Below are 22,387 nucleotides of genomic sequence, written 5' to 3' on the forward strand. Positions count from 1 at the left end.
ATTAATAATTAGGTCAGGTCGAACCGAATTTCGTCCGAAAAAAACTATCTATCCTTTGGGTGCTCAGCTTGGCAAGAGCAAGATCAAAACTTTGAAAAACATGACATCCATGGGGATAAACCTCAAGTGAAGTCTCCACTTCAGCAGATTTCAACCTCGACGCGAGAAAACAAGTATCATCCAGTAGTGGATCTTCTGTACCTACACTTAGCAGTGTTGGTGGCAATCCTTCCAGCCGGGCATATAAAGGAGAAACAGCTGGTTCCTCCGCGTTTTCCTCGCCAAGCAGAAAATGCCTCCCGAACATCTGAAGGTCACGAGTTGTTGGAAAAAGCACCTCTTCACCCCAAAGGCGGGCAGATGGCGTAAGCCCGATGTCATACCAACCTGATAACAAAACCAACGCCTTAAAGGGGATCATCCCATGCTTGTCACGCAAGCGCACGGCGGTCGTCAAGGCCAATGTCGCACCCGCACTTTCTCCGGTCAAAGCAAAGGCATCCCAGCCATATTGGCTCGCACCTTCATTCAGAACCCAATGGCAAGCCGCCTCACAATCATCTGGTCCTTGCGGAAAAGGATGTTCTGGAGCAAGGCGGTACTCAACTGAAACTACGTCAAGCCCAGTGTTATTTGCCATGTTCTCCAGATAAGGATCCTGAAAGGAAGCTGAGCCGAAAACAAAGCCTCCACCATGGAAATGAATTATCACACCTTTTGATGAGTTTTTATCAGCTTTGAAGAGCCGTAGGGGAATAGAACCATGCTGCCCTTCAATCTCCAGATCTTCAGCTTGCTCCGAGTAGGTGGGGATAGGAAACGCACCAAGCCCCTGTAACCGACGTTCACGGGTGACAGTTGGGGGGAAACTCCATGGATCAGGAAGCGCGCGCAGCTGCTCCGTCATTTCCTTGTTAAATGCCTTTGCTTCAGCGACGGCCTCTTGACTTATCGACAGAGGAGCGAAATTCTCGGACATGTAGTTTCTCCGGAAGCGACAATAAGATGTTGCCAATATGTTTGTTATAGAAGTTGTCGCGCAATCTCGCGTCAATGACAACGACACGATCTTAATTAACGAATAATAAGGGGATGGATTTCGAGCATGTCGGGTTGGTCAAAAACGAAGAACAGCTGTGAAGTCTGGACCATTGATAGTGGTCAGACGCAGCTTTCTCAGTCCATGGGACGACTGGTGTTCATGACGGAGGGATTGGGCTTTTATGAAGTTACCAAAGAGATCCGGGAATGGGCCAAGTCACTCCAATTGAAAGATGGACTGCTCACATTGTTCGTTCGGCACACCTCGGCCTCTGTCACCATTCAGGAAAATGCTGATCCGACAGTTTTGCAGGACCTGCAAAAGGCTCTGACAAATCTCGCGCCTGAAAATGGTGGGTGGCTCCATTCCTATGAAGGCCCGGACGATATGCCTGCGCATATCAAAACCATGCTCACAGGAGTATCTCTGCAAATACCGGTGGTCGACGGGGAGTTGGATTTGGGGACCTGGCAGGGTATTTATTTGATCGAGCATAGAAGAGCGCCGCATCGACGCTCCATGACCCTGCATTATCTTGGTTCCTGACGACTAACAGCAGTCAGTCAGAAATACTAGCTACAACGCTGACGAACCAGAGCCCCAGAGCGATAACCATCGCCCGCTTGGAATACTCATGATAGGCGGTGCGTAGCGCGTCGCTTTGCATTTTGTTTGGGTCTTGCCCGCTGCTGTCTTGTCCCTTGATCAAGGCCCACGCATCATCGCCGTCATGCTTACCGTTTGGCATAATCCAGGCTTTGTAAACAAGAACAGCACTCAGAGTGATTGCAAGCATAGCGCCTGTACGGAAAGAACTGGCCGGATCAAAGCTGAGCGCTGCCATAATCAGGAGCACGCCGAGGCAATAAAATCCGCAGATACGAGCAACACTGGCACGGGCAGCACGTTGTAAAGCGTCCATAGGTTTCTCCTAGGCTTCTATTGGAGATAAACTATAGACGCAGCTCTATTGAATTCGACTTAGCGGAAGTTGTAAATTTGAATCGGCGTAAATGGACTACAAACGTCGGTCAGTGCTTGTAAGAGTTTACTTACAACTTTCTGAAAATTACATCCTAATCTCTATGAGTTCTTCTGGTTCATCCTTGTCAGAAGTGTCAGGTAAATCTATCGAGAGGTCTCGTTCGCCTGGTTGCTCCAATAAACTTGCCAGATAAAAATGACGCTCATCCTCGGAAAAAGTAACGAAGGAAAGTGAGATTCCGACGGCAAATCCTAAGAACACACCGAGCAATCCGCCCATCTCAGCAGGAAAACCAAACCAGAAGCCCGTGGAACCACTGGTCACGGCAAGAGCGTAAAACAGGGTTGCCAAGCTGCCTGAGAGCATTGCGCTGTATGCCGCTGTTGCGTGAAATCTGCTCCACCAGCATGAAAGTACAAGCACAGGAAAGAAGGCTGCAGCTGCAAGGGAGAGCGACAATGTCAGCATGTCTAAGAACAACAAACTCTCGCTATAGGCAAGATAGGTGACAAAGGCACAGATCACCAGAACCACAACACGCGCCAGCACGATTTTCTGGTTGAGTGAGGCACGTGGCAACACCAAAGCCTCAATGAGGTCTCGAGAAACGCTTGTTGAAAGCGCCATCAAGAGTGCAGAACTTGCAGCAAGTGCTGCTGCAACAATCCCAGACCTGATCAGTGCCGCAATGAGACCGCTTTGATGGCCCTGATCAAGTGCGTTCGGTCCAAGCAGGTTCTGAAGCCGTTCATCCGCCAGCAACAGGAAATAGGCCGACCCAACAACCATCAGGAGCAAAAGGAAAGAAAGAGAATATCCGGCAGCGCGACGAGCAGACGCTGAACTTCCTGTTCCCTGGAACTTGCTGAGAAGGTGGGGAAGGCTAGCCATGCCAATGGCAAAGAAAAGAGCAGTTCCAATCAACGGCCAGAGACCACCAGCATATGGCCCCTGCATCAAGAACCAGCCAATACTCGTATTCTCAATATCAATGATCGCCGCGAGTTGCTCTGTGAGCGAAGTACTGACAACACTGGTGAAACCAACATTCTCAGAAACCATAGGTGAGGTTAGCTGGTCTAACCCAAGCAGGATGACTGGCGAAAGGCAGGCAAACACCATCAGCACACCTTGCAGAGCCTGTGTCCACACAGCTCCGTTGATACCACCAAGCACAACAGAAATGAGCAGCACCACTGAAAAGAGCAGAATGCCCGTCGTTGAGGTCGCGTTGAGAGATGTTGCCAGAACCTGACCACCAATCAGCATCTCGGTGCACAGGAGAGGAATACCAACGAGAACAACCAGACCACTGGCAATCAACCGCACCAAATTGCTCTGCAAACGGACCCCCAGAAACTCCGGAACCGTCGCCGAACCAAACTTCCTGAGAGGAGAGGCAAAGAGCACCGCACATAAGACAAGACTGCTCACCCATCCTAATACAATTGGGAAGCTCATGTATTCTGGCAAGAAAACCACAGAGAGGAACAGGGGAAAGAAGCTGCCACCAACAAAGCACGCAGCTAAGGTCACACCCGTCAGGCCTGCCGGCACATTCTTGCCGCCCCAATGATACTCAGAGAGCTTCATCGTCCGCGCCAGAATACCCACCATGGCAAATACCAGCAATGGCAGCAAAGCCATCAACGCTTCTATGAGCACGACAACAACGCCAGCTTTTTCCATAACGGCGAGTAGACCGGTCAGCAAAAAGAGTGCGAGCGTGAATAGGCAAAGCGCAAGCGGAAGGCCTTTGTATTGTGAAGGATGAGGATCGAGGCTGGAGAGTGTCATGATGTGCTCCCCTGCTGCTGAGAAGAGCCTGTGTTACTTTCATCAAGCCTGTCCTGTGCGCCGCAAAACCACGAGGTTAGGACGCTGGCGACAAAAAACAGGAGGCATCCCCACACATAACTGTTTGATAGAGAACCCAAAAGCCCACTCAGCTCATTGTGAGGCGCATGTGGATCAGAGCCAGGTGCTCCATAAAAGACAGCGATGCCAAAGAAGATGAGCCAGAGAATGAGCGTTGCAGCCATGAGTGCACGTGTTTTGGTCCAATAGGCGACTCTATTTGGTGTACGCACTCCCACCTCCAGTAATGATTACCCAACGTATACATACTCTACAGTCCCCCAAGCGAACCGCTAGACTAAAATTCTACTACCTAATACTAATCCCCAATCCTCGAAGTTCAGAAAACAGAAAAACGCAGGATTTGGGAGACCCATACTTTGGGAGCAACTCTTGAGTTCTATGCATGCCTTCTTGCAATATCTTAATGATTACTGACGGTTTTGTGGTAAAAGTGCGTGAGATGAGTGAAAACAATCAACTTCATGCTTGCCAGCACCTCCCTGTTTCGCATAATGCTTTTGTATAGGGGGATGCGACCGGTTGAGACTCTGCGGAGTTCTAAGGTTGTAAAATATCTATCGTGGCGTTTTGGGAGAGCTGCGAAAATCTCGTTCAAGCTCCCGAGGCGTCGAAAACTGTACATCTGATGATCTTATTTCGACGAGACGGATCGAAGGTCATTGGAGGCAGTCCACGACAAGAAATGGAGGAGCACAGCGTGCACAACGCGGTCCACCGCTTTATTATCGCTGATGACCACCCGCTGTTCCGTGGTGCAATGCGTCAAACAATCGAGAAACAGTTCGCATCGGTAAAAATTATCGAGGCTGGGAGCCTTGATGAAGTCACCGCTGCTCTCGATCGGGAGGAAGACGTAGACATGATCCTTCTGGATCTGTCCATGCCGGGCATGCGAGGGTTCTCTGGATTAATGTACTTGCGTGCTCAATATGTGGGTGTGCCAATTGTTGTCGTTTCCGGAACAGAAGATCCGACTACAATTCGCAGTGCCATTGAATTTGGTGCGTCCGGGTATATTCCAAAGTCACTTGGTATTGATGTTATTCAGGATGGTGTTTCAGTAGTTCTGGAGGGAGGTGTTTGGATTCCACCAGACATTGACCTGAACACCGTTGATGAAGCAACCAAAATGGCTCAGCGTCTGGCCTCTTTGACACCGCAGCAAGTGCGTGTGTTGATGATGCTTTCGCAAGGTTTGCTGAACAAGCAGATCGCCTATGAATTGTCTGTATCGGAAGCGACTGTAAAAGCACACGTTTCTGCTATTTTGCAGAAGCTTGGCGTTGAAAGTCGGACACAGGCAGTCATTGCAGCGGCAAAGATCGAAGCTGGTCAGTGGCAAAGCATTGCTGGCTAGGTATTCTTCGAGTTGATCTACGAAAAAAGGCGCTCTTTGGAGCGCCTTTTTTGTTGGCAGTACAAATGTGAGGCTCCTGAAAGGTCATGTGTCTCCTAGAGCTGCCTTGCACCGCATCAGGTGTGCTCGGAGTACAGCTGGCTTCAGCGGCTTATGGATCATCTCCATATCTTTGTCAGAGGCCTCTGTACGCACTTCTGCCGTTCTGTCTGCAGTAATAAGCATAGCAGGGAAGTGCACGCCAAACTTCCAGCGCAAGTGCACAACGGCTTCAATGCCAGTCCCCTGATCCAGATGGTAATCTGCCAGAATGATGTCTGGTTGCGTCTTACTGGCATAGATTGCCTTGGCAGCATCCTGCGCATTTGGAGCCGTCAGCACGTTACATTTCCATGTACGCAACAAAGACTCCATACCCTCCAGAATCTGCGGTTCATTATCGATAGCCAGCACATTGAGACCAGCCAACTGACTGACGATAGCACTAGGCTGAGCTTGTTTTACAGCAACTGGCACACTCATGGCCTCTTTAATGGCAAGAGAGAAGCGAGAGCCTCTCCCATCCTGAGACTTGAGTGCCACGTTGAGCGCCAACACCTTACTAATGCGTTCTACGATAGAAAGGCCCAGCCCAAGCCCGGAGGCAATGCGTGCGCCATCATCAAGGCGGCGGAATTCCTTGAAAATCAGCTCCTGCTGCTTTTCTGGAATGCCGATTCCGCTATCGTAGACCTCAATATTCGCCATATTGTTCTTTGTCTTGCGAACACCAACTACGACGCCACCTTTTGTGGTGTACTTCAACCCATTCGAAATGAGGTTCTGCAGCAAACGCCGCAAAAGACGTCGATCCGAGCGTACACAAACATCTGTGCTGCGGATTGTGAGCTTGAGCCCTTTTTCCTTGGCAATTGGAGTGAACTCTACGCGCAGTGGATTGAGAATATCATCAAGGCGGAACGTCGAGATCTCCGCTTTGAATGCCCGGGTGTCCAGGCGGGAAATATCGAGTACAGCACCAATGATCTCTTCTACAGACTCCAGCGATGCTTCGATATTGCTAACCAGTTTGCGGTCTTCTGGGTCTCCGTCCATGAAACGATCAGTCAGAGTAGAAGAATAAAGTCGCGCTGCATTCAAAGGCTGCAAAATGTCGTGGCTTGCAGCAGCCAGGAACCGCGTTTTGTCCTGATAAGCCAGCTCAGCCGTCTTCTTGGCAGCCTCGAGCTGCTCATTCACCTTCGTCAGCTCTTCAGTCCGGTCACGAACCCGCTGCTCCAAATTCTCATTGGCGCGGGCAAGAGCTTCCTCTGCAAAAACACGCTCAGTAATATCAGTGTAACTGGTAACCAGGCCACCATAGGGCATTGGGCTGGTGCGCACTTCCAGCACCGTTCCAGTGCTGACCAGGTGCTCCTGATAGGTCTCTTGGCGATTGATGAAGTTGTGCATGCGCAGGCCGACAATCTCGTCAACGTCGCCATCACCAAACTCGCCTGCTTCTGCAATATGGCGGATCATCTCTTCAAGCGAAGTGCCAACTTGTCCAAATTTGGCCGGCAACATCAGCATTTCGCGATACTGCCGATTCCAGCAGATCAGGCGCAAATCCTTGTCATAAACGGAGATACCCTGCCGCACTTGATCCAGTGCGATCTGCAAAAGATCGCGGTTATATTGGATGGCCTCGGTCGCATCATCCAGCAGTTTGATGGCTTCCTGAGTGCCCGGGTCCCGCCGTTTGAGCAGAAGAGAAAGCACCAGTCGTGCGGATGCTGATCCGATTGCACTTGCAAGCAGTTGCTCGGAAAAACGCAGGATCACTGCATCAGCTTCTTCGCTGCTGTCAATCGTGATGCGATGCTCCGCAGCATAGGTATCAAAGGAACGCTGCGTCCGCTCTTCTCCAACATAACGAGAAATCGTTGCTTGCAGATCTCCGATCGTCACTGTTGTCCGCAGCTTCCGCAGGGCAGGGGCCTGTGCAATCCCAGTGGGCACAAAAGTGTTGGCCTGAATGCGCTCAATCGCAGTCGGTTGCCGCGTGAGCGAGAAGACCACGTAAAACAGCAGTCCCGACAAAAGGCTCCAGAGCACACCGTGCACAAACGGATCCATATCAAAGTAAAGCAATGCTTCAGGCTTCAGGAACTCTATGCCGAACGGGCCGTTACTAAGGATGTTTGAGCCAAAGATACTCTCCCGCGCAAAGACAGGAAGCAGCAGAGTGTAGAACCAGACTGCAAATCCAGCCGTCATACTGGCAATCGCGCCGCGCGCCGTCGCTCTGCGCCAGATTAAGCCGCCGATAAAGGCAGGAGCGAACTGTGCAATTGCTGCAAAAGAAAGAAGGCCGATGCTCGAAAGAGCTGCGCTATCACCCGCAACGCGGTAGTAGACATAACTTCCCAGAATGACGAGGAAGATCGACATGCGTCGAATGCCCAGCACCAGCTGGCTCATGTCTTCGCCTGAAGTCGAAATGATCTCGTCTTCACTACGCCGGCGCAGAATAATCGGCATCACCAGATCGTTGGAAACCATGATGGAAAGCGCGACGGTGGTCACAATCACCATGGCTGTTGCTGCGGAAAGACCACCAATAAACACCAGCAGGGTCAACCAGTCAGCATCATAAGCACGAGGCAGCGCCAGCACGAACATGTCCGGGTCGACCGTGTTGCCCAAAATGGTCATACCTGCAAGGGCAATGGGCACGACGAACAGATTGATGGCGATCAGGTAGCTTGGAAACAGCCATGTCGCCCGTTTCAACTCAGCTTCACTGTTGTATTCCGTCACAGTCACATGGAACTGGCGCGGCAGAAGCACAATCGAGAACAAAGACAGGAGCGTGATAACCGCCCACTTGCTGGCATTGATATTCGTGAACAGGTCCTGTGAGCTGTTGGTGTTGGCAAAGGAAGCGTGCAGGAGATCCCATGGCCCATCAAACAGCATGAAGGTAACCCAAATGCCGATCGCGAGAAAAGCAACGAGCTTAACAACGGCTTCAGTCGCGATGGACAGCATCAAGCCTTCTTGGTGCTCTGTTGCATCAATATGACGGGTGCCGAATAACCACGTAAACACAGCCATGAAAATGGCGATCATGAGTGTCTCATCACCGAAGATCGAAATCTCCGCATCATCAAGTGACAACAAGGGATGCAGCACAATCGTGCCGACAGACAGATCCAGCGCCTTCAGTTGAAGGGCGATGTAGGGGATCATGCCGATAAAGGCGATCAATGTGACAATCGCGCCGACCATAGGGTTTTTGCCATACCTAGCGGCAATAAAGTCGGCAACGGATGTAATCTTTTCTGCCTTCGCAAGTTGGATCACCCGCAGGATCAGCGGAAACCCAAAAGCGAACACGAGGATAGGCCCGAGGTAAATGGCAATAAACTCGAAACCATTTCTCGAAGCAGATCCGACAGATCCAAAAAAAGTCCATGATGTACAATAAACGGAGAGCGAGAGGGCATAGATGAGTGGCCGCCCTCTTGTCTTTTTAACACGGTTCTTGGCGACTTTGTCACCGTAACTCGCGATAACAAATAAGAGCAGTATATATGCCAAAGCGACAAGGACTACGATCCAACCTTGAAGCATGCTTCCCCCGCCGGACTGGTAGGTCCGTTACTTCCATTAAGTGTTTTTTGTCTCTCAATGTTGCACAGTTGACCGATCTTTTGTGAAAGGCAAGAGTTCAATACGAGTTATTGCGTCTTTGTAACCGTAGATTTTTCCGACCGCGACGAAAGGCTATGAGTTGGGACAACAACGCAATTCTACCAAAGAGAACCTGCTGGGTGCCTTTGAAAATATCGAGAATGTATCTCTCGACAGTCCAAGCTGGCTGAAGCGCATCTATGCTTTCTTCTTTTATAGATCCGACTTAGATACCCTTCTTAAGTTAAAGGGGTATCTTGGGCGCAGTGCGGCGTATCTGACTTATAAAAATGTGCAGGAATATTCCCGCTCTCGGGCTGGTGTCCATTGGAAGACACTGCTTGACGAGGAAGATTTTCAGCAGGCTCTAGAAGCCTCCCGCTGGAGCTCCTTCTCCATCACTGTGGAGCTCGTGGGCGAAATGGCTCTCATTGTGTTGCGGCAAAAAACGAGAATGGACCCACAGGATCTTGCTGGCATGATCGGGCAACTGCTCAAGGAAATCTTGGTTGAGCATCAGGAAGCTTCAGTTTGCCCGGCGCAGGAATGGAATGCCTTAGCTCAGAACATGTCGACCAAAATGCGTACGGATGCTTTAGTTCCAGCCCGCAGTGTTGCAGACATTGCAGCAACACAGGTCTCGAAGATCTTTTGTAGCCTACCGGTTCACAAACGTCTGCATGGTCATGATGAGCTGTTGCTTCTCAACGGATTGCGATTGAATCTTTTGCAACTGCAGCATGAGTTTTCAATACGTGCCAACTTCAAAGCACTTACAGAACTGGCACAAAACCATCAGATCCGATCTCCTGACCCCGATTTGTGAGTGCGAAATAAAATTTCAATCGCCGTACACGACTCAAGGAATGGGCTTCGATACCGGGCGAAAAGAGCCTGAAACGTTGTGCTACGGTGGAAAACCTGGGCTCAGAGTATGATATATCCTGCGACATATACGCGCCGTATAGGTGAACACGCTTACTACTTTTGGTTTACTCTACTTAGTCTTATTCCAAATTACGCAATGATTTTGCGTCGTGACCCAAAACTCGTAAAATAATATTTTACATAAACTAACCTAAGGGTTCTCTGGGTTTTACAATAGGTAAATGCATTATCTACCGGGAGGGCAGCCTCGCTTCCGATGTCTTCAAACTCTAGATTTACACGCTCAGGTTTAGAGAACGCTCGTCTCCTACATAATATATCAATGAATTGGCGGGAATTAATCGTTAAATCAGTCGCAGGCTAGGTGATTGACCTAGCTCAGGCCATGGGATAGCTGATTAGTCAAAATACCCATCTAGATACCCGTTTAGATAAGCGTACGGGTGCGCCTACAACAACTAGGAAACTACTATGGTCTCCTCTTCATGCTTGCACAGTGTTCTGGATACAGCCGTTAATGGCATCATCGTCATTGATGATAACGGAACGATCCTGATCTATAACCGTGCTTGCGAGAACATGTTTGGCTACAAGAGCGCCGAAGTCGTTGGCAAGAATGTCAACACACTGATGCCGAGCGCCACTGCTAAGCAGCATGACCAGTTCATTCGGAACTATCTGAAATCCGGAGACCCGAAAGTTGTCGGCATTGGCCGCGAAGTCGTCGGTCGCCATAAAGACGGAACCGAAATTCCAATAGAACTGTCCGTTGGTGAAGCTCAGACAGAAAGCGGTCATCAGTTCATCGGCGTCCTGAAAGACCTTCGGGCAACCAAGGAATATGAAGAACGCCTTCGTGTGCTGCAATCTAACCTGGTGACGATGACCCGCGTGAACGCGTTGGACGAAATGGGCGCTGCGATTGCTCACGAGGTTAATCAGCCACTCACGGCTCTGATGCTCTATCTGCAAACGGCAGCGCGCCGTGCAAGAGCTGCCGATCAGCCTGATGATCCTATGATCAGCCTGATGGATAAGGCTGTGGTGGAGGCTGAACGTGCTGGTCAGATCATCCAGCGGATGCGTAACTTTGTCGAACGGCAGGCTCCGCAATGCATCGGAACCGGTCTTGCAACACTCATTGATGATTGCCTTGAGCTCGTTCGGGTAGGGCACGAAGCGGATGATGTCGAGTTCATCTCTACTTTCGTGGACTATAACTACCAGCTTGAGTTGGACTCCGTACAAATACAACAGATTCTTGTAAACTTGATCCGAAATGCAGGCGAAGCCGTAAAGGATCAACCTGTTAAGCAAGTAGTTGTTTCTGTCGAACGTGACGATGACAATGTGTTTGTTAAGGTTATGGACACCGGACCAGGGCTGGATGAGGAAGCAGTGTCGCACCTTTTCAAGGCCTTTACTGGGACAAAGCGGCGCGGTTTAGGTATTGGACTTGCGATTTCTCGGAGTATAGCCCAAAACCATGGTGGCGATTTACTTGTTGAGCCATATGAGGAAGGTAAAGGTGCAACCTTCACTTTGAGGCTCCCGGTAAACTCAAAAGCAACAAGCTAAGCTGAAGCTGTTGTTTAGAACAACAAGAATAAGGACCTGAGCAATCATGACCATGCCGTCTGTGATCCATATTGTTGACGATGACCCAGCGGTTCGCGACGCGCTTTCTCTGCTGTTTGAAACAGAAGGGTTTCGCGTAAAATCCTTTGCGAATGCTGAAGAGTTTCTTGGTGGGGTAGAAGAAGAAACACCAAACTGTGTTCTTCTTGACGTTCATATGCCAGGACGCTCAGGCATTGATATTCTGAAAAGCCTGAATGGTGAGAACTTCCCTGCACCAATCTTTATCATTTCCGGTCAGGGCGATATCCCAATGGCTGTTGAAGCGATCAAATCAGGCGCTTACGACTTCATTGAAAAGCCGTTCGACGTTGAATCCATCATCTCCCGTGTGCGTGAAGCTGTTTCCAGAAACGCGCAGGCGAGTGGTGCAAACACACTGACATTCCCTGGCGCAGAAACTTTGACGCCACGCGAACGTCAGGTGCTGACTGAGATCACTGCTGGCTCCTCCAACAAGGAAGCTGGTAGAAACCTCAAGATCTCACCACGTACTGTTGAAGTTCACCGCGCGCGCATCATGGAAAAACTTGGAGCACGTAATGCTGCGGATCTCGTCCGCATCGTCCTCACAGGTGAGCCACCAGCTGCTTGATGTAGCGCAACTTCATAGGGAATGACTGGCTATACTTTCGGCCAATCTTGTTATTCCCGAGTGTTACTACGCATTACAAGACCCCGGCGCTTGGTTATGGTGACTGGTGAGACAAAGTGCTGCACCTTTGTGCTTTGTCTCATGAGCTACGAGAACAACGCTGGGGTTTGTTGTGATCTATATTGTCGAAGATGATGTATCTGTGCGAGATGCAATTGCCAGGATGTTTGAGAGCCTCGAACTCTCATGCGCCGCTTTTGCAGATGGAGAATCGTTTCTCTCAGATGCTTCACCTCGTATAGATGACACTGTCTTTGTTGATCTGCACCTTCCCGGATTAGCGGGATCTGATCTCATTGAGAAGGTTGCTGCTTTGGATGAGGCGCCACAAATTGTCGCAATCAGCGGCCAGCCTCTCTGGAAGATTACGCGAGATTTACCAAAAATCACCACAACGCCTGTTGTTCGTAAGCCATTGAAAGAACAGGATTTATTGGTATACGTGTAAACTTGATCTAACGCAAAATTTCGGTTGTTTCAGATCAAATTACTGAGATATGAACCTGCTCTATAAGTTTTAATGCGTATTTTGACGTTGCATTCTAATCAGTAAATCTGCATCAACAGGTCAGGCAAGCAATGACGGATGTTTGCCATGGCCAAGCGGCATTTAGAGAATAGACGAATAGTTCTCGCTACTTGCCCAGGCACGATGTTTGCGGAGATATCCGCGAGGAGGGATTATGGTATCGGCCACATTGACAAAGCTTAGCGACCTTGATGGCCAGGCACCATTCAGCGGTTGTCAGGAAAACTTCAAGCAGCCAGAAGCCGCGGGGAAGCATCTTGGTCGTAAGCAGCGTTTGTCTGCGCATGACGTGCTTTTCTACGAAGGTGACAAGGCAGAACGCCTCTATGAAGTCGTGCGTGGGGTTATGATGCTCTACAAGCTGCTTCCGGACGGTCGTCGCCAGGTGGTCTATATTCTGCGTGAAGGCGATATGCTCGGTTTCTCCAACCGTGACTTCTTTGACTGCACAGCTGAAGCGCTGACCGAAGTTGAACTGCAGGTTTTTGAAAGCCGTGAGATCTCTACATCTCCGATGATGCAGCACTATGTAAATCGTTGCTTGCTCTCCCAGATGGAGATCCTTCACGAGCATACAGTTCTGCTGGGCCGTAAATCCGCACTGGAGCGCGTTTCTACCTTCCTGATGAGCTTGGTGCCAAACCGTGGTGGACACGGCTGTTCTGGCCCAAATGAAGAAGGTCGACCAGATACCAAGACTGTTGCACTGTCCATGACTCGTCAGGAAATTGCCGACTATCTCGGTCTGACCATTGAAACCGTAAGCCGCGTGATTTCTCAGTTGAAGCGTCGTGGTCTGATCAAGGTTGAAAAGCAGGACAGCATCCACATCACCAACATCTGCGGCATCTGTCAGCTGACCGGTATGCACTAAGAAGCTCGCTGTAAGATCAAAGATGCCCGACTAAGGCATCCATAGTACATGAATGAAACAGGCGCTGAAAACTCAGCGCCTTTTTTGTTGTCCGGACAAAAGAAAAGCGGCCCATAAAGGCCGCTTCTTTCATCATTGGATCAGGTCGCGATTATACCGCAACAGAGTGCCGTGCTTGCTGAGTTGCAAGGTAAGTATCAAACGCCGCTGCCACCACGCGAACATAGCGTCGGCCTGCATCTGTCACTGTAACAACCGTTCCCTCTAGGGTCGCAACGCCATCATCGATCATTTCCTGCATATCAGCTGGAATGCTGTCAAACTCACTGACTGGCAATCCGTGCTTTTCTGCAGTCACAGCGTAATCGACCTCATAGTAGGTCATCAGCTGCATGATGATTTCAGCGCGGCACAGATCAACTTTGTCAACGGCAATGCCTTTTTTGATCGGCAGCACGTCATCGACAACCATGCGCTCCCATTCACGAGCCGATGGTGTCGTTTGCACATAGCCCTGTGGCAAGAAGCCGATGGAGCTGCAACCAAAGCCGATCAGAGTGTCAGCTGCATCTGTCGTGTAACCTTGGAAGTTCCGGCGTAGGCGGCCTTCTTTCAGGGCAATTGCCATCTCGTCAGTTGGTAGAGCAAAGTGGTCAAGACCGATCACTTCATAACCGGCATCGACAAGTGCATCGCGAGAAACGTCTGACAGGCGGATACGCTCGTTTGCGCCCGGCAGGTTTTCTTCCTTAATCAACTGCTGGTGTTTCTTGAACCAAGGCACATGCGCGTAACCGAACAGAGCAACACGGCCCGGCGCAAGTTCTTTGGTGTACTCAACTGTCTCGCGAATTGTCTGCTCAGATTGTCCCGGTAATCCGTACATCAAGTCAAAGTTGATATCGTTCAGTCCAGCATTACGAAGAGCAGTGACAGCCTTCATCACTGTTTTGTAGGGCTGAATGCGGCCAATCTGTTTTTGAACGTCTTCATCAAAGTCCTGAACGCCCAGGCTGGTGCGTGTGATACCAGCCATCTTCAGTGTCTCGGCCAGGTAATCACCAACGGTTCTCGGGTCGAGCTCAATTGCGTGCTCAATGTCCTCAGAGAAAACGAAGTTGTTCTTCAGCTTTTCGACAATCTTCAGAAATGCTTCGCGCGGAACGAGGCTTGGTGTGCCGCCACCCCAATGGATGTGGTGCACCAGACGGCCTGTACCAAGGCGCTTCAGCACAAGGTCAATCTCTTTGAGCATCAACTCCACATACGCAAGCACCGGCGCCATCTTGCGTGTCGCCTTGGTGTTACATCCGCAGTAATGGCACATTTCCTGACAAAACGGCACATGCAGATAAAGCGACAGAGGAGTGTCATGAGGAATACTCTCCAGCCAGTCACCATAGAGAGACGGTGTCACAGCTTCACTGAAGTGAGGAGCTGTTGGATAGGAGGTATAACGGGGTACGTTCAAGGACGCATATTTTTGCTCTAGATCGGTCATGACGCTACCATACGCAAATGGACTAGTTGAACTTTGATCCCTATCAACAACACTGAGTTTTTAAAAAACTCAAGTCCCTTCAAGCAATTCGTGGCTGTTTGCGAACAGTTCTAAACTCTCTGAACGAAAATATATATTGATTGGTTCTATCAAGATTGATCATATGAATTGCGATTTGTACTTCTTGTGTCGTGACGACATGAGGAGGTAAAGCCGTGAGCGGAAAAGACATTCTGAGTTTAAGTGGAGTTCTTGCGCTTGGAGGGGTAGGAGCTGCTGTCTTTGAACTGCTTTCTCTTCCTGCTGGTTTTCTGGCAGGGCCTATGGTTGTCTTGGTTCTGGCGAAATCTCTTTCTCTACCTTTGATCGCTAATCAGGATTTCACATTTCCCAAGCATCTAACCTCCACAAATTCCATATTTATCGGCGCTGCAATGGGGACTGCAGTCTCTCCAGATTTCTGGGAGGGGGCCTCTTTGTGGCCTTTGTCGATGTTAGCACTGGGTGCTGTTGTCGGCGGCATCACCACAACGGTCTACCTTTACGCTTACAAAAAATGCAAATGGGGTAGGGATGAGGCATTCTTCGCAGGTTTGCCGGGTGCACTGGGAATGACGGCTGCGCTCGCCTTGGAGAGGGGAGCGCCCATGGACCGAATTATGATTGTCCAGCTTGTGCGCCTCTTCCTTTTGATTGCTGTTCTGCCTTTGATTGTCACAAATATGGTCGATTCAATTGGGGCAGCCGACGTTATAACTAAAGATGCCGAAGTGGCGTTCAGTCCAGCGGTTGCAGTTGAACTCATAGCTGCTCTTCTGGTCTGCGCGACCTTTGCAGTGCTGGCCTTAAGGCTGAAGGCACCTGCTGGACTGCTCACCGGGGCATTCTTTGCCAGTGCTGCCCTTAACTCAACGGGGATTTTAGAGTTTAACTTGCCTGCTTGGCTTGCCATACCTTGCTACGTAATCATGGGAACCAATGTAGGCCTCTATATTGGGAAGATGGAACTCAGTACCCTAAAGCCCATGCTTGGCACGTCTCTTGTGGTGTTTGCGATCAGTCTGTCAGTTGCGCTAACAGGGGCGCTGGTGACGTCTTGGGCTCTGGACGTCTCATTCGATAAGGTTTTTCTGGCCTTTGCTCCCGGAGGCATGGAAGCAATGCTTCTTATATCGATCCTGCTGGACATTGATCCGGTGTTCGTTGCCACCCACCAGTTAGCTCGCTTTATGGGACTTTTAGCATTCATGCCAGTTGTGACCAGATACGTACTGGGGCCAATCTCCGCGCAAAAAACAGATCCCACGGAAAATTCGGTTGCGACCTAGGTCAAATTTCGCTGCGAGAGTTTGGTGCGCTGCGGTATGGAATTGAGAACTTATCTAGCTAATCATGATTCTATGTATGCGTGCCGCCTCCGCTTCACCTATCAAATTACGCTAACTTTCTCAGGAACCAGTGAAACTCGCTTCAAGCTGCGCCAAAACAACGCATCTTACCCTAAATTCATGTAATATATGACGAAAACCCAATAATGGGGGGTGTAGTTGCGAATTAGAGTAATTTTATTTTTTTTGTTCGAGTTCTTTTTGACATGTATCAAGGGCGGGGCAATTTGCCACCCATAGAACTACGCTCAGGTAGTCCTATCTGGACGAACTTGTTTACTTTATATGGGGCGAACATCATGGGTGAGCGGAAAGTCAGATATCTGTCACTTGAAGAAGGCGGTTACACCGTACTTCTTTTGGTAGCAGCGATTTTCTGTCTGATCATTGCAGGGAAAACCTGGGATCAGGTCTTGGCATTTCATACCGCTTTGATTGCATTAGCATCACTGGCGGGTATCTTCTTTATTTTTCGCCGATACTTCGACGGAAACAACAGTCCGGCACCGTTAGAGATTAACGGCAAACCGAACTATAATATGGGGCCCGTAAAATTTGCGACTTGGGCTTCTGTTTTTTGGGGTATCGCAGGCTTTTCCGTCGGCGTGATTATCGCTTCGCAGTTGGCATTCCCAGCGTTGAACTTTGATCTGCCTTGGACCAATTTTGGGCGTCTCCGTCCTCTCCATACTTCAGCCGTGATTTTCGCATTTGGCGGAAACGTGTTGATTGCAACATCGTTCTACGTTGTGCAGCGCACGTGTCAGGCCCGTCTGATGGGTACGATTTCGCCTTGGTTTGTTGTTCTGGGTTATAATCTGTTCATCGTTGTTGCGGGTACAGGTTACCTGCTTGGTGTTACACAGAGTAAAGAATACGCCGAACCAGAATGGTACGCAGATTTGCTGCTGACTATTGTCTGGGTGGCCTACCTGTTGACATTCTTGGGGCCAATCTGGCGTCGCAAAGAAGCTCACATTTACGTAGCGAACTGGTTCTACCTCGCGTTTATCGTGACAATTGCAGTTCTGCATTTGTTCAACAACGCGTCTATTCCTGTCAGCATCTACTCCACTAAATCCTATATTGTTTGGGGCGGCGTTCAAGATGCGATGGTGCAGTGGTGGTATGGCCATAACGCTGTTGGCTTCTTCCTGACTGCTGGCTTCTTGGCAATCATGTATTACTTTATTCCAAAGCGTGCTGAGCGTCCGGTGTATTCTTACCGTCTGTCAATCGTGCACTTTTGGGCTCTGATTTTCCTATACATCTGGGCTGGTCCTCACCACTTGCACTACACGTCTCTGCCTCAGTGGGCGGGCACGCTCGGTATGACCTTCTCCATCATCCTTTGGATGCCTTCCTGGGGTGGTATGATCAACGGTCTGATGACTCTGTCAGGTGCTTGGGACAAACTGCGGACAGATCCTGTTCTGCGTATGATGGTTGTTTCCGTTGCATTCTACGGCATGGCGACCTTCGAAGGACCTCTGATGTCCATCCGTGCTGTGAACGGTCTGTCACACTACACTGACTGGACGATTGGTCACGTACACGCTGGCGCACTCGGCTGGGTTGGTTACATCTCCTTCGGTGCTCTGTATTGCCTGGTTCCTTGGCTTTACAATAAGTCATTGTACTCTTTGCGCTTGGTTAACTGGCACTTCTGGGTCTCTACACTTGGCATCGTGTTCTATATCTGTTCAATGTGGGTATCCGGCATTATGCAGGGTCTGATGTGGCGTGCTTACGACAGCCTCGGCTTCCTTGAGTACTCCTTCATCGAAACAGTTGATGCGATGTACCCGTTCTATGTCATGCGTGCATTCGGCGGTCTGCTCTTCCTCGCAGGTGCTCTCGTCATGGTTTACAACCTCGTCATGACAGTTCGTGCCGGTGAAGCAGTTGAGAGCGAAGGTGCAGGTCAACCTGCTCTGACGCCAGCGGAATAATCGGGAGATCACGAATGTCTGCTTGGAAAAAACACCAAATCTTCGAGAAAAACTCGCTGATCCTGATTGTTGGCATCATCATCATGATCTCAATCGGCGGTCTCGTGGAAATCGTGCCTCTTTTTTACCTGAAAAGCACGATTGAGAAAACTGAGGGCATGCGCCCTTACACTCCGCTTGAGCTTGTTGGACGTAACATCTATGTGCGTGAAGGCTGTTATGCATGTCACTCACAGCAGATCCGTCCAATGCGCGACGAGTTGGAGCGCTACGGCAACTACTCGCTGGCAGCGGAATCCATGTACGATCGTCCATTCCAATGGGGTTCTAAGCGTACTGGTCCTGACCTCGCTCGTGTAGGCGGCAAGTACTCTGATGAGTGGCAGCGTGATCACCTGATCAACCCACGCTCAGTGTCTCCGACCTCAGTGATGCCTGGCTACCCATTCCTGATGGATGCCAAGCTCTCTACAATCGAGATCGAGAACCATCTGAAAGTGAATGCATTGTACGGTGTTCCTTATTCCGAGGAACAGATTGCAAACGCAAAAGTGGATCTCCTCGCTCAGGCCGAGCCTGATAGTGATGCAGCGGAAGTGTTCGAAGAGCGTTACCCAGATGTTCTCATCCGCGACTTTGACGGCAACGCCAAAGAAGTGACTGAGATGGATGCACTTGTGGCTTATCTGCAGATGCTTGGCACACTCGTAGACTTTAGCCTCTACGACGAAAAAGCCAACTTGCGCTAAGGAGAAGATGATGGACGCGACTTACACCGCTCTTGCACACTTCGCGCAAACTGGTGGCCTGCTCTATTTCATGGCAATCTTTGCAGGCGTAGTTCTTTACGCTTGCTGGCCAAGCAATGGGGAGCGCTTTAACGATGCTTCACAGATCCCGCTGCGGGAGGACGATTAATGGCTGAGCACAAAAAGGAAATCGACCAGGTAACGGGTGTCGAAACCACTGGTCACGAATGGGATGGCCTGAAGGAACTCAATCATCCGCTCCCTAAGTGGTGGCTCTATATGTTCTACGGCACCATCGTATGGTCCGTAATCTACTGGATCCTCATGCCAAGTTGGCCATTGGTCAACGGCTATACAAAAGGTCTTCTGAACTACAGCCAGCGTGCGGTTGCAACGGAGAACTTTGATGTAGCGGCTGCAGAGCGCGCAGAAACCGGCAAGATGCTTCTCGAAGCATCTCTCGAAGAAATTCGTGATACTCCGGAACTGCTCGAGTTTGCTATGGCTCAGGGTGAAGTGGCATTCGGTGACAACTGCGCACCTTGTCATGGAACTGGTGCGACAGGCTTTGAAGGCTATCCTAACCTTCAGGACGACAGCTGGATCTGGGGTGGTGACTTGGACACCCTCTCAACCACGATCTCTTATGGTGTTCGTTCAGAACATGACGAAACCCGGTATGCGGAAATGCCTGCATTCGGCCGTGATGAGCTACTTGAAAAAGAAGAGATTGTTCAGGTTGCGAACTATGTTGGTTCTATAGCAGGTCTTCCAACACAAGAAGGCGTTGATCTGGAAGCAGGCAAAGTGATCTATGAAGAGAACTGTGCTGCCTGTCATATGGAAAACGCTAAGGGTGATCTGGAAACAGGTTCTCCGAACCTGACAGCACCAACCTATCTCTATGGCAAGTCCGTAGAAGACATCATCGCGCAGGTGAATGCACCACGTCACGGTGTGATGCCTGCATGGATCGATCGTCTGGGTGAAACCACAGTTAAATCACTGGCTGTGTACGTTCACTCACTCGGTGGCGGTCAATAAGATCTCTGAATATTTTTGAGATGACGACACAAGCGAGGACGCGTAAGTGCCCTCGCTTCACTTGCACAAAGCACATCGCCAACTGAGGAAGACATTATGTCTAGCCAAGTTGAACCCATCGATAAAGAAGAGGACGAAGCCTGGTTCGCGTCAGCGGCTAAAGTTTACCCTATGGAGGTAAATGGCCGTTTTCGGAAAATCAAATGGGCAATCCTTTTTATTACCCTTGGAATTTATTACTTTACTCCCTTCATCCGTTGGGACAGAGGGCCTTTGCTCCCTGATCAGGCTGTTCTCGTCGATTTTGAGAGAAAAAGAGGTTATTTCTTCTTTCTCGAAATCTGGCCACAGGAAGTCTATTACCTCGCCGGATTGCTCATCATTGCAGCTGTTGGTCTGTTCTTGATGAATGCTATCGCGGGTCGTCTCTGGTGCGGTTATCTTTGCCCGCAGACAGTTTGGACAGACCTGTTCTTCCGCGTAGAAAGCGTGATTGAAGGCGATCGCCGCAAAAGGATTACGCTGGACAAACAGCCCTGGAATGCAGAAAAGATTCTCAAAAAGGGAACGAAGCACTTCCTCTGGCTGATGATTGCCTGGTGGACTGGTGGGGCGTGGGTTCTTTACTTCGCGGATGCTCCAACCCTTGTGTATGATCTGGCAACCGGTCAGGCTGCATTTTCTGCTTATGTCTGGATCGGCATCCTGACGTTCACCACCTATTCGCTGGCTGGTCACATGCGTGAGCAGGTCTGTGTGTATATGTGTCCTTGGCCACGTATTCAGGCAGCTCTTACGGATGAGCATGCGCTCAATGTGACGTATCGCTACGACCGTGGTGAACCTCGTGGTCACTTGAAAGAGAGCAAAAAGCGCATCGCAGAAGGCTTGCCAGCTGGTGATTGTATCGACTGTAATCAGTGTTTCTATGCATGTCCGACTGGTGTCGACATTCGTAAAGGCGCGCAGCTCGATTGCATCCAGTGTGGTCTGTGTATTGATGCGTGTGACTCAATCATGACCAAGGTTGGAAAGCCAACGGGTCTGATCGCATATGACACGGACGATAACATTGAGCGTCGTGAGAAAGGTGAGACAGCAGTTTACCGTCTGATCCGTCCTCGTACTGTAGTCTATACAGCAATCATTGCGTTGATTGCAGGTGGGATGCTGTACGCCCAGCTCAATCGCTCCATGACGAGTTTGTCTGTCGTTCATGACCGGAACCCACTGTATGTTAAACAAAGTGACGGGTCCTTCAGAAACGGCTACTCACTCCGTCTGCTGAACAAACACAACAACGAGCAATCTTTCACGCTTAGCGTTGAGGATATGCCTACAGGGGCTACCTTTGAGGTTGTGGGCATTCACAAGAATGCGGCTGACGTGACAAAGGATACTCAGCTGAGCTTGTCGGTAGATGCTGATACGACCCGTTCTGTACGAGCACTGGTGTTCTCTCCAGCTGGCGTTGAAATGCCAAGCTCTCTGCCTATGAGCTTTAAGCTGGTGGACACAGAGACGGGTGAAACAACAGTGATCAGCGACTTCTTCCGGGCACCCGGCAAATAGTCGTCACAGGCTGTAAAAGCACCTAATTAAACTTGCGTGATAAGGGGTACGCCCCTTATCACTTTAACAATCAAAAGGCGAAGCTCACCCCCCATCTTATGAGCCGCCAAAAGGAGCTAGGATATGACAATGGCTGTAGACCACAAGTCTCCACGCAAGCCACGGCAGATTACCGGCCGCATGGTTCTGTTCAGCCTTATCGCGTTCTTCGGTGCTATCGCCGCTATGAATGCTGTTATGATCTATATTGCGCTCGACACCTTCCCAGGACTGGAAGTCGATAGCTCCTACAAGGTAAGCCAGCGATACAACAAAGAAATCGCCAAGGCGAATGCTCAGGCCGCTCTGAACTGGAGCGTAAATGCTTCCATTGAACGCAACGGTGATGGCTCTGCCCATATTCGCGTTCTGGCTAAAGACAAAGCTGGTGCTCCAATCACTGGCGAAATGGTCACCGTTAAACTGCACCGCCCAACAATCACCGCAGCTGATCAGGATCTTGTTCTGTCTGAGCGCTCCGCGGGTGAATATGTAGCCAATGCATCTGGCATTGGTGCGGGCAACTGGAACGTGGTCGTAGAAATCGCGGATCGAAGTGACAAAACACTTCCGATCTTCCGTTCCAAAAACAAGATTTTCTTCGCTGAGTAAGGC

General features: G+C 50.0%; 19 protein-coding genes. 14 read left to right on the forward strand and 5 right to left on the reverse strand.

Annotated features, from left to right (window positions below):
* Positions 1-13: 13 nt before the first annotated feature.
* Complete coding sequence (locus tag PPL9_RS23355; protein ID WP_057464957.1) at positions 14-979, reverse strand: alpha/beta hydrolase; 966 nt, start codon at positions 977-979, stop codon at positions 14-16.
* A 204-nt stretch (positions 980-1,183) separates the two neighbouring features.
* Here PPL9_RS23355 and PPL9_RS23360 point away from each other — a divergent pair, with 204 nt between their 5' ends.
* Complete coding sequence (locus PPL9_RS23360) at positions 1,184-1,588, forward strand: secondary thiamine-phosphate synthase enzyme YjbQ (protein WP_200962363.1); 405 nt, start codon at positions 1,184-1,186, stop codon at positions 1,586-1,588.
* Between the two features lie 13 nt (positions 1,589-1,601).
* On the opposite strand, the gene PPL9_RS23365 is transcribed toward PPL9_RS23360, so the two are convergent.
* Positions 1,602-1,964: a hypothetical protein gene (locus PPL9_RS23365; protein ID WP_057464959.1), complete on the reverse strand. Its 363-nt coding sequence runs from the start codon at positions 1,962-1,964 to the stop codon at positions 1,602-1,604.
* Between the two features lie 147 nt (positions 1,965-2,111).
* A complete protein-coding gene (locus PPL9_RS23370) occupies positions 2,112-3,824 on the reverse strand; it encodes a sodium:solute symporter (RefSeq protein WP_057464960.1) in 1,713 nt (570 codons plus the stop codon).
* Between the two features lie 781 nt (positions 3,825-4,605).
* Between PPL9_RS23370 and PPL9_RS23380 the strand changes: the two genes are divergently transcribed.
* Complete coding sequence (locus PPL9_RS23380) at positions 4,606-5,265, forward strand: response regulator transcription factor (protein WP_008550072.1); 660 nt, start codon at positions 4,606-4,608, stop codon at positions 5,263-5,265.
* An 84-nt stretch (positions 5,266-5,349) separates the two neighbouring features.
* Here PPL9_RS23380 and PPL9_RS23385 read toward each other — a convergent pair whose 3' ends face one another.
* Positions 5,350-8,883, reverse strand: a complete 3,534-nt coding sequence (locus PPL9_RS23385) for a PAS domain-containing hybrid sensor histidine kinase/response regulator (RefSeq protein WP_208989579.1) — start codon at positions 8,881-8,883, stop codon at positions 5,350-5,352.
* A 160-nt stretch (positions 8,884-9,043) separates the two neighbouring features.
* Between PPL9_RS23385 and PPL9_RS23390 the strand changes: the two genes are divergently transcribed.
* The 5 genes from PPL9_RS23390 to PPL9_RS23410 all read left to right on the forward strand — a co-directional run bounded on the left by PPL9_RS23390 (position 9,044) and on the right by PPL9_RS23410 (position 13,527).
* Positions 9,044-9,769 (forward strand): hypothetical protein, encoded by a 726-nt coding sequence (locus PPL9_RS23390; protein ID WP_057464961.1) that lies wholly within the window; start codon positions 9,044-9,046, stop codon positions 9,767-9,769.
* A gap of 533 nt (positions 9,770-10,302) precedes the next feature.
* Entirely contained in the window at positions 10,303-11,409 is a 1,107-nt protein-coding gene (locus tag PPL9_RS23395; protein ID WP_057464962.1) for a PAS domain S-box protein, read from the forward strand.
* 52 nt (positions 11,410-11,461) lie between these two features.
* Complete coding sequence (locus PPL9_RS23400) at positions 11,462-12,064, forward strand: response regulator (RefSeq protein ID WP_181952038.1); 603 nt, start codon at positions 11,462-11,464, stop codon at positions 12,062-12,064.
* Positions 12,065-12,236: 172 nt separating this feature from the next.
* Positions 12,237-12,572 carry a response regulator gene (locus PPL9_RS23405; RefSeq protein ID WP_057464964.1) on the forward strand — a complete coding sequence of 112 codons (336 nt, stop codon included), beginning with the start codon at positions 12,237-12,239 and terminating at the stop codon, positions 12,570-12,572.
* Positions 12,573-12,807: 235 nt separating this feature from the next.
* On the forward strand, positions 12,808-13,527 hold the full coding sequence (locus PPL9_RS23410; RefSeq protein WP_057464965.1) for a helix-turn-helix domain-containing protein: 720 nt from the start codon (positions 12,808-12,810) through the stop codon (positions 13,525-13,527).
* 151 nt (positions 13,528-13,678) lie between these two features.
* Here PPL9_RS23410 and hemN read toward each other — a convergent pair whose 3' ends face one another.
* Positions 13,679-15,028, reverse strand: coding sequence for an oxygen-independent coproporphyrinogen III oxidase (hemN, locus tag PPL9_RS23415; RefSeq protein ID WP_057464966.1), 1,350 nt, complete (start codon positions 15,026-15,028; stop codon positions 13,679-13,681).
* Between the two features lie 215 nt (positions 15,029-15,243).
* Between hemN and PPL9_RS23420 the strand changes: the two genes are divergently transcribed.
* From PPL9_RS23420 to PPL9_RS23450, 7 genes are all read left to right on the forward strand, one after another.
* Entirely contained in the window at positions 15,244-16,356 is a 1,113-nt protein-coding gene (locus tag PPL9_RS23420) for an AbrB family transcriptional regulator (protein WP_057464967.1), read from the forward strand.
* Between the two features lie 359 nt (positions 16,357-16,715).
* Positions 16,716-18,368: a cytochrome-c oxidase, cbb3-type subunit I gene (gene ccoN / locus PPL9_RS23425; protein WP_057464968.1), complete on the forward strand. Its 1,653-nt coding sequence runs from the start codon at positions 16,716-16,718 to the stop codon at positions 18,366-18,368.
* A gap of 14 nt (positions 18,369-18,382) precedes the next feature.
* Positions 18,383-19,117, forward strand: coding sequence for a cytochrome-c oxidase, cbb3-type subunit II (ccoO, locus tag PPL9_RS23430; RefSeq protein ID WP_057464969.1), 735 nt, complete (start codon positions 18,383-18,385; stop codon positions 19,115-19,117).
* A 10-nt stretch (positions 19,118-19,127) separates the two neighbouring features.
* Positions 19,128-19,286 carry a cbb3-type cytochrome c oxidase subunit 3 gene (locus PPL9_RS23435; protein ID WP_057464970.1) on the forward strand — a complete coding sequence of 53 codons (159 nt, stop codon included), beginning with the start codon at positions 19,128-19,130 and terminating at the stop codon, positions 19,284-19,286.
* Positions 19,286-20,161: a cytochrome-c oxidase, cbb3-type subunit III gene (gene ccoP, locus PPL9_RS23440; RefSeq protein WP_057464971.1), complete on the forward strand. Its 876-nt coding sequence runs from the start codon at positions 19,286-19,288 to the stop codon at positions 20,159-20,161. Before PPL9_RS23435 ends, ccoP begins: the two co-directional genes overlap by 1 nt.
* A gap of 171 nt (positions 20,162-20,332) precedes the next feature.
* The gene (gene ccoG, locus PPL9_RS23445) at positions 20,333-21,733 is read left to right on the forward strand and encodes a cytochrome c oxidase accessory protein CcoG (protein ID WP_057465034.1); all 1,401 of its coding nucleotides are present in this window, start codon (positions 20,333-20,335) and stop codon (positions 21,731-21,733) included.
* Between the two features lie 123 nt (positions 21,734-21,856).
* Positions 21,857-22,384, forward strand: a complete 528-nt coding sequence (locus PPL9_RS23450; protein ID WP_057464972.1) for a FixH family protein — start codon at positions 21,857-21,859, stop codon at positions 22,382-22,384.
* Positions 22,385-22,387: the final 3 nt, after the last annotated feature.

This window comes from Pseudovibrio sp. POLY-S9 (assembly GCF_001431305.1).
In the GTDB taxonomy this organism is placed as follows: domain Bacteria; phylum Pseudomonadota; class Alphaproteobacteria; order Rhizobiales; family Stappiaceae; genus Pseudovibrio.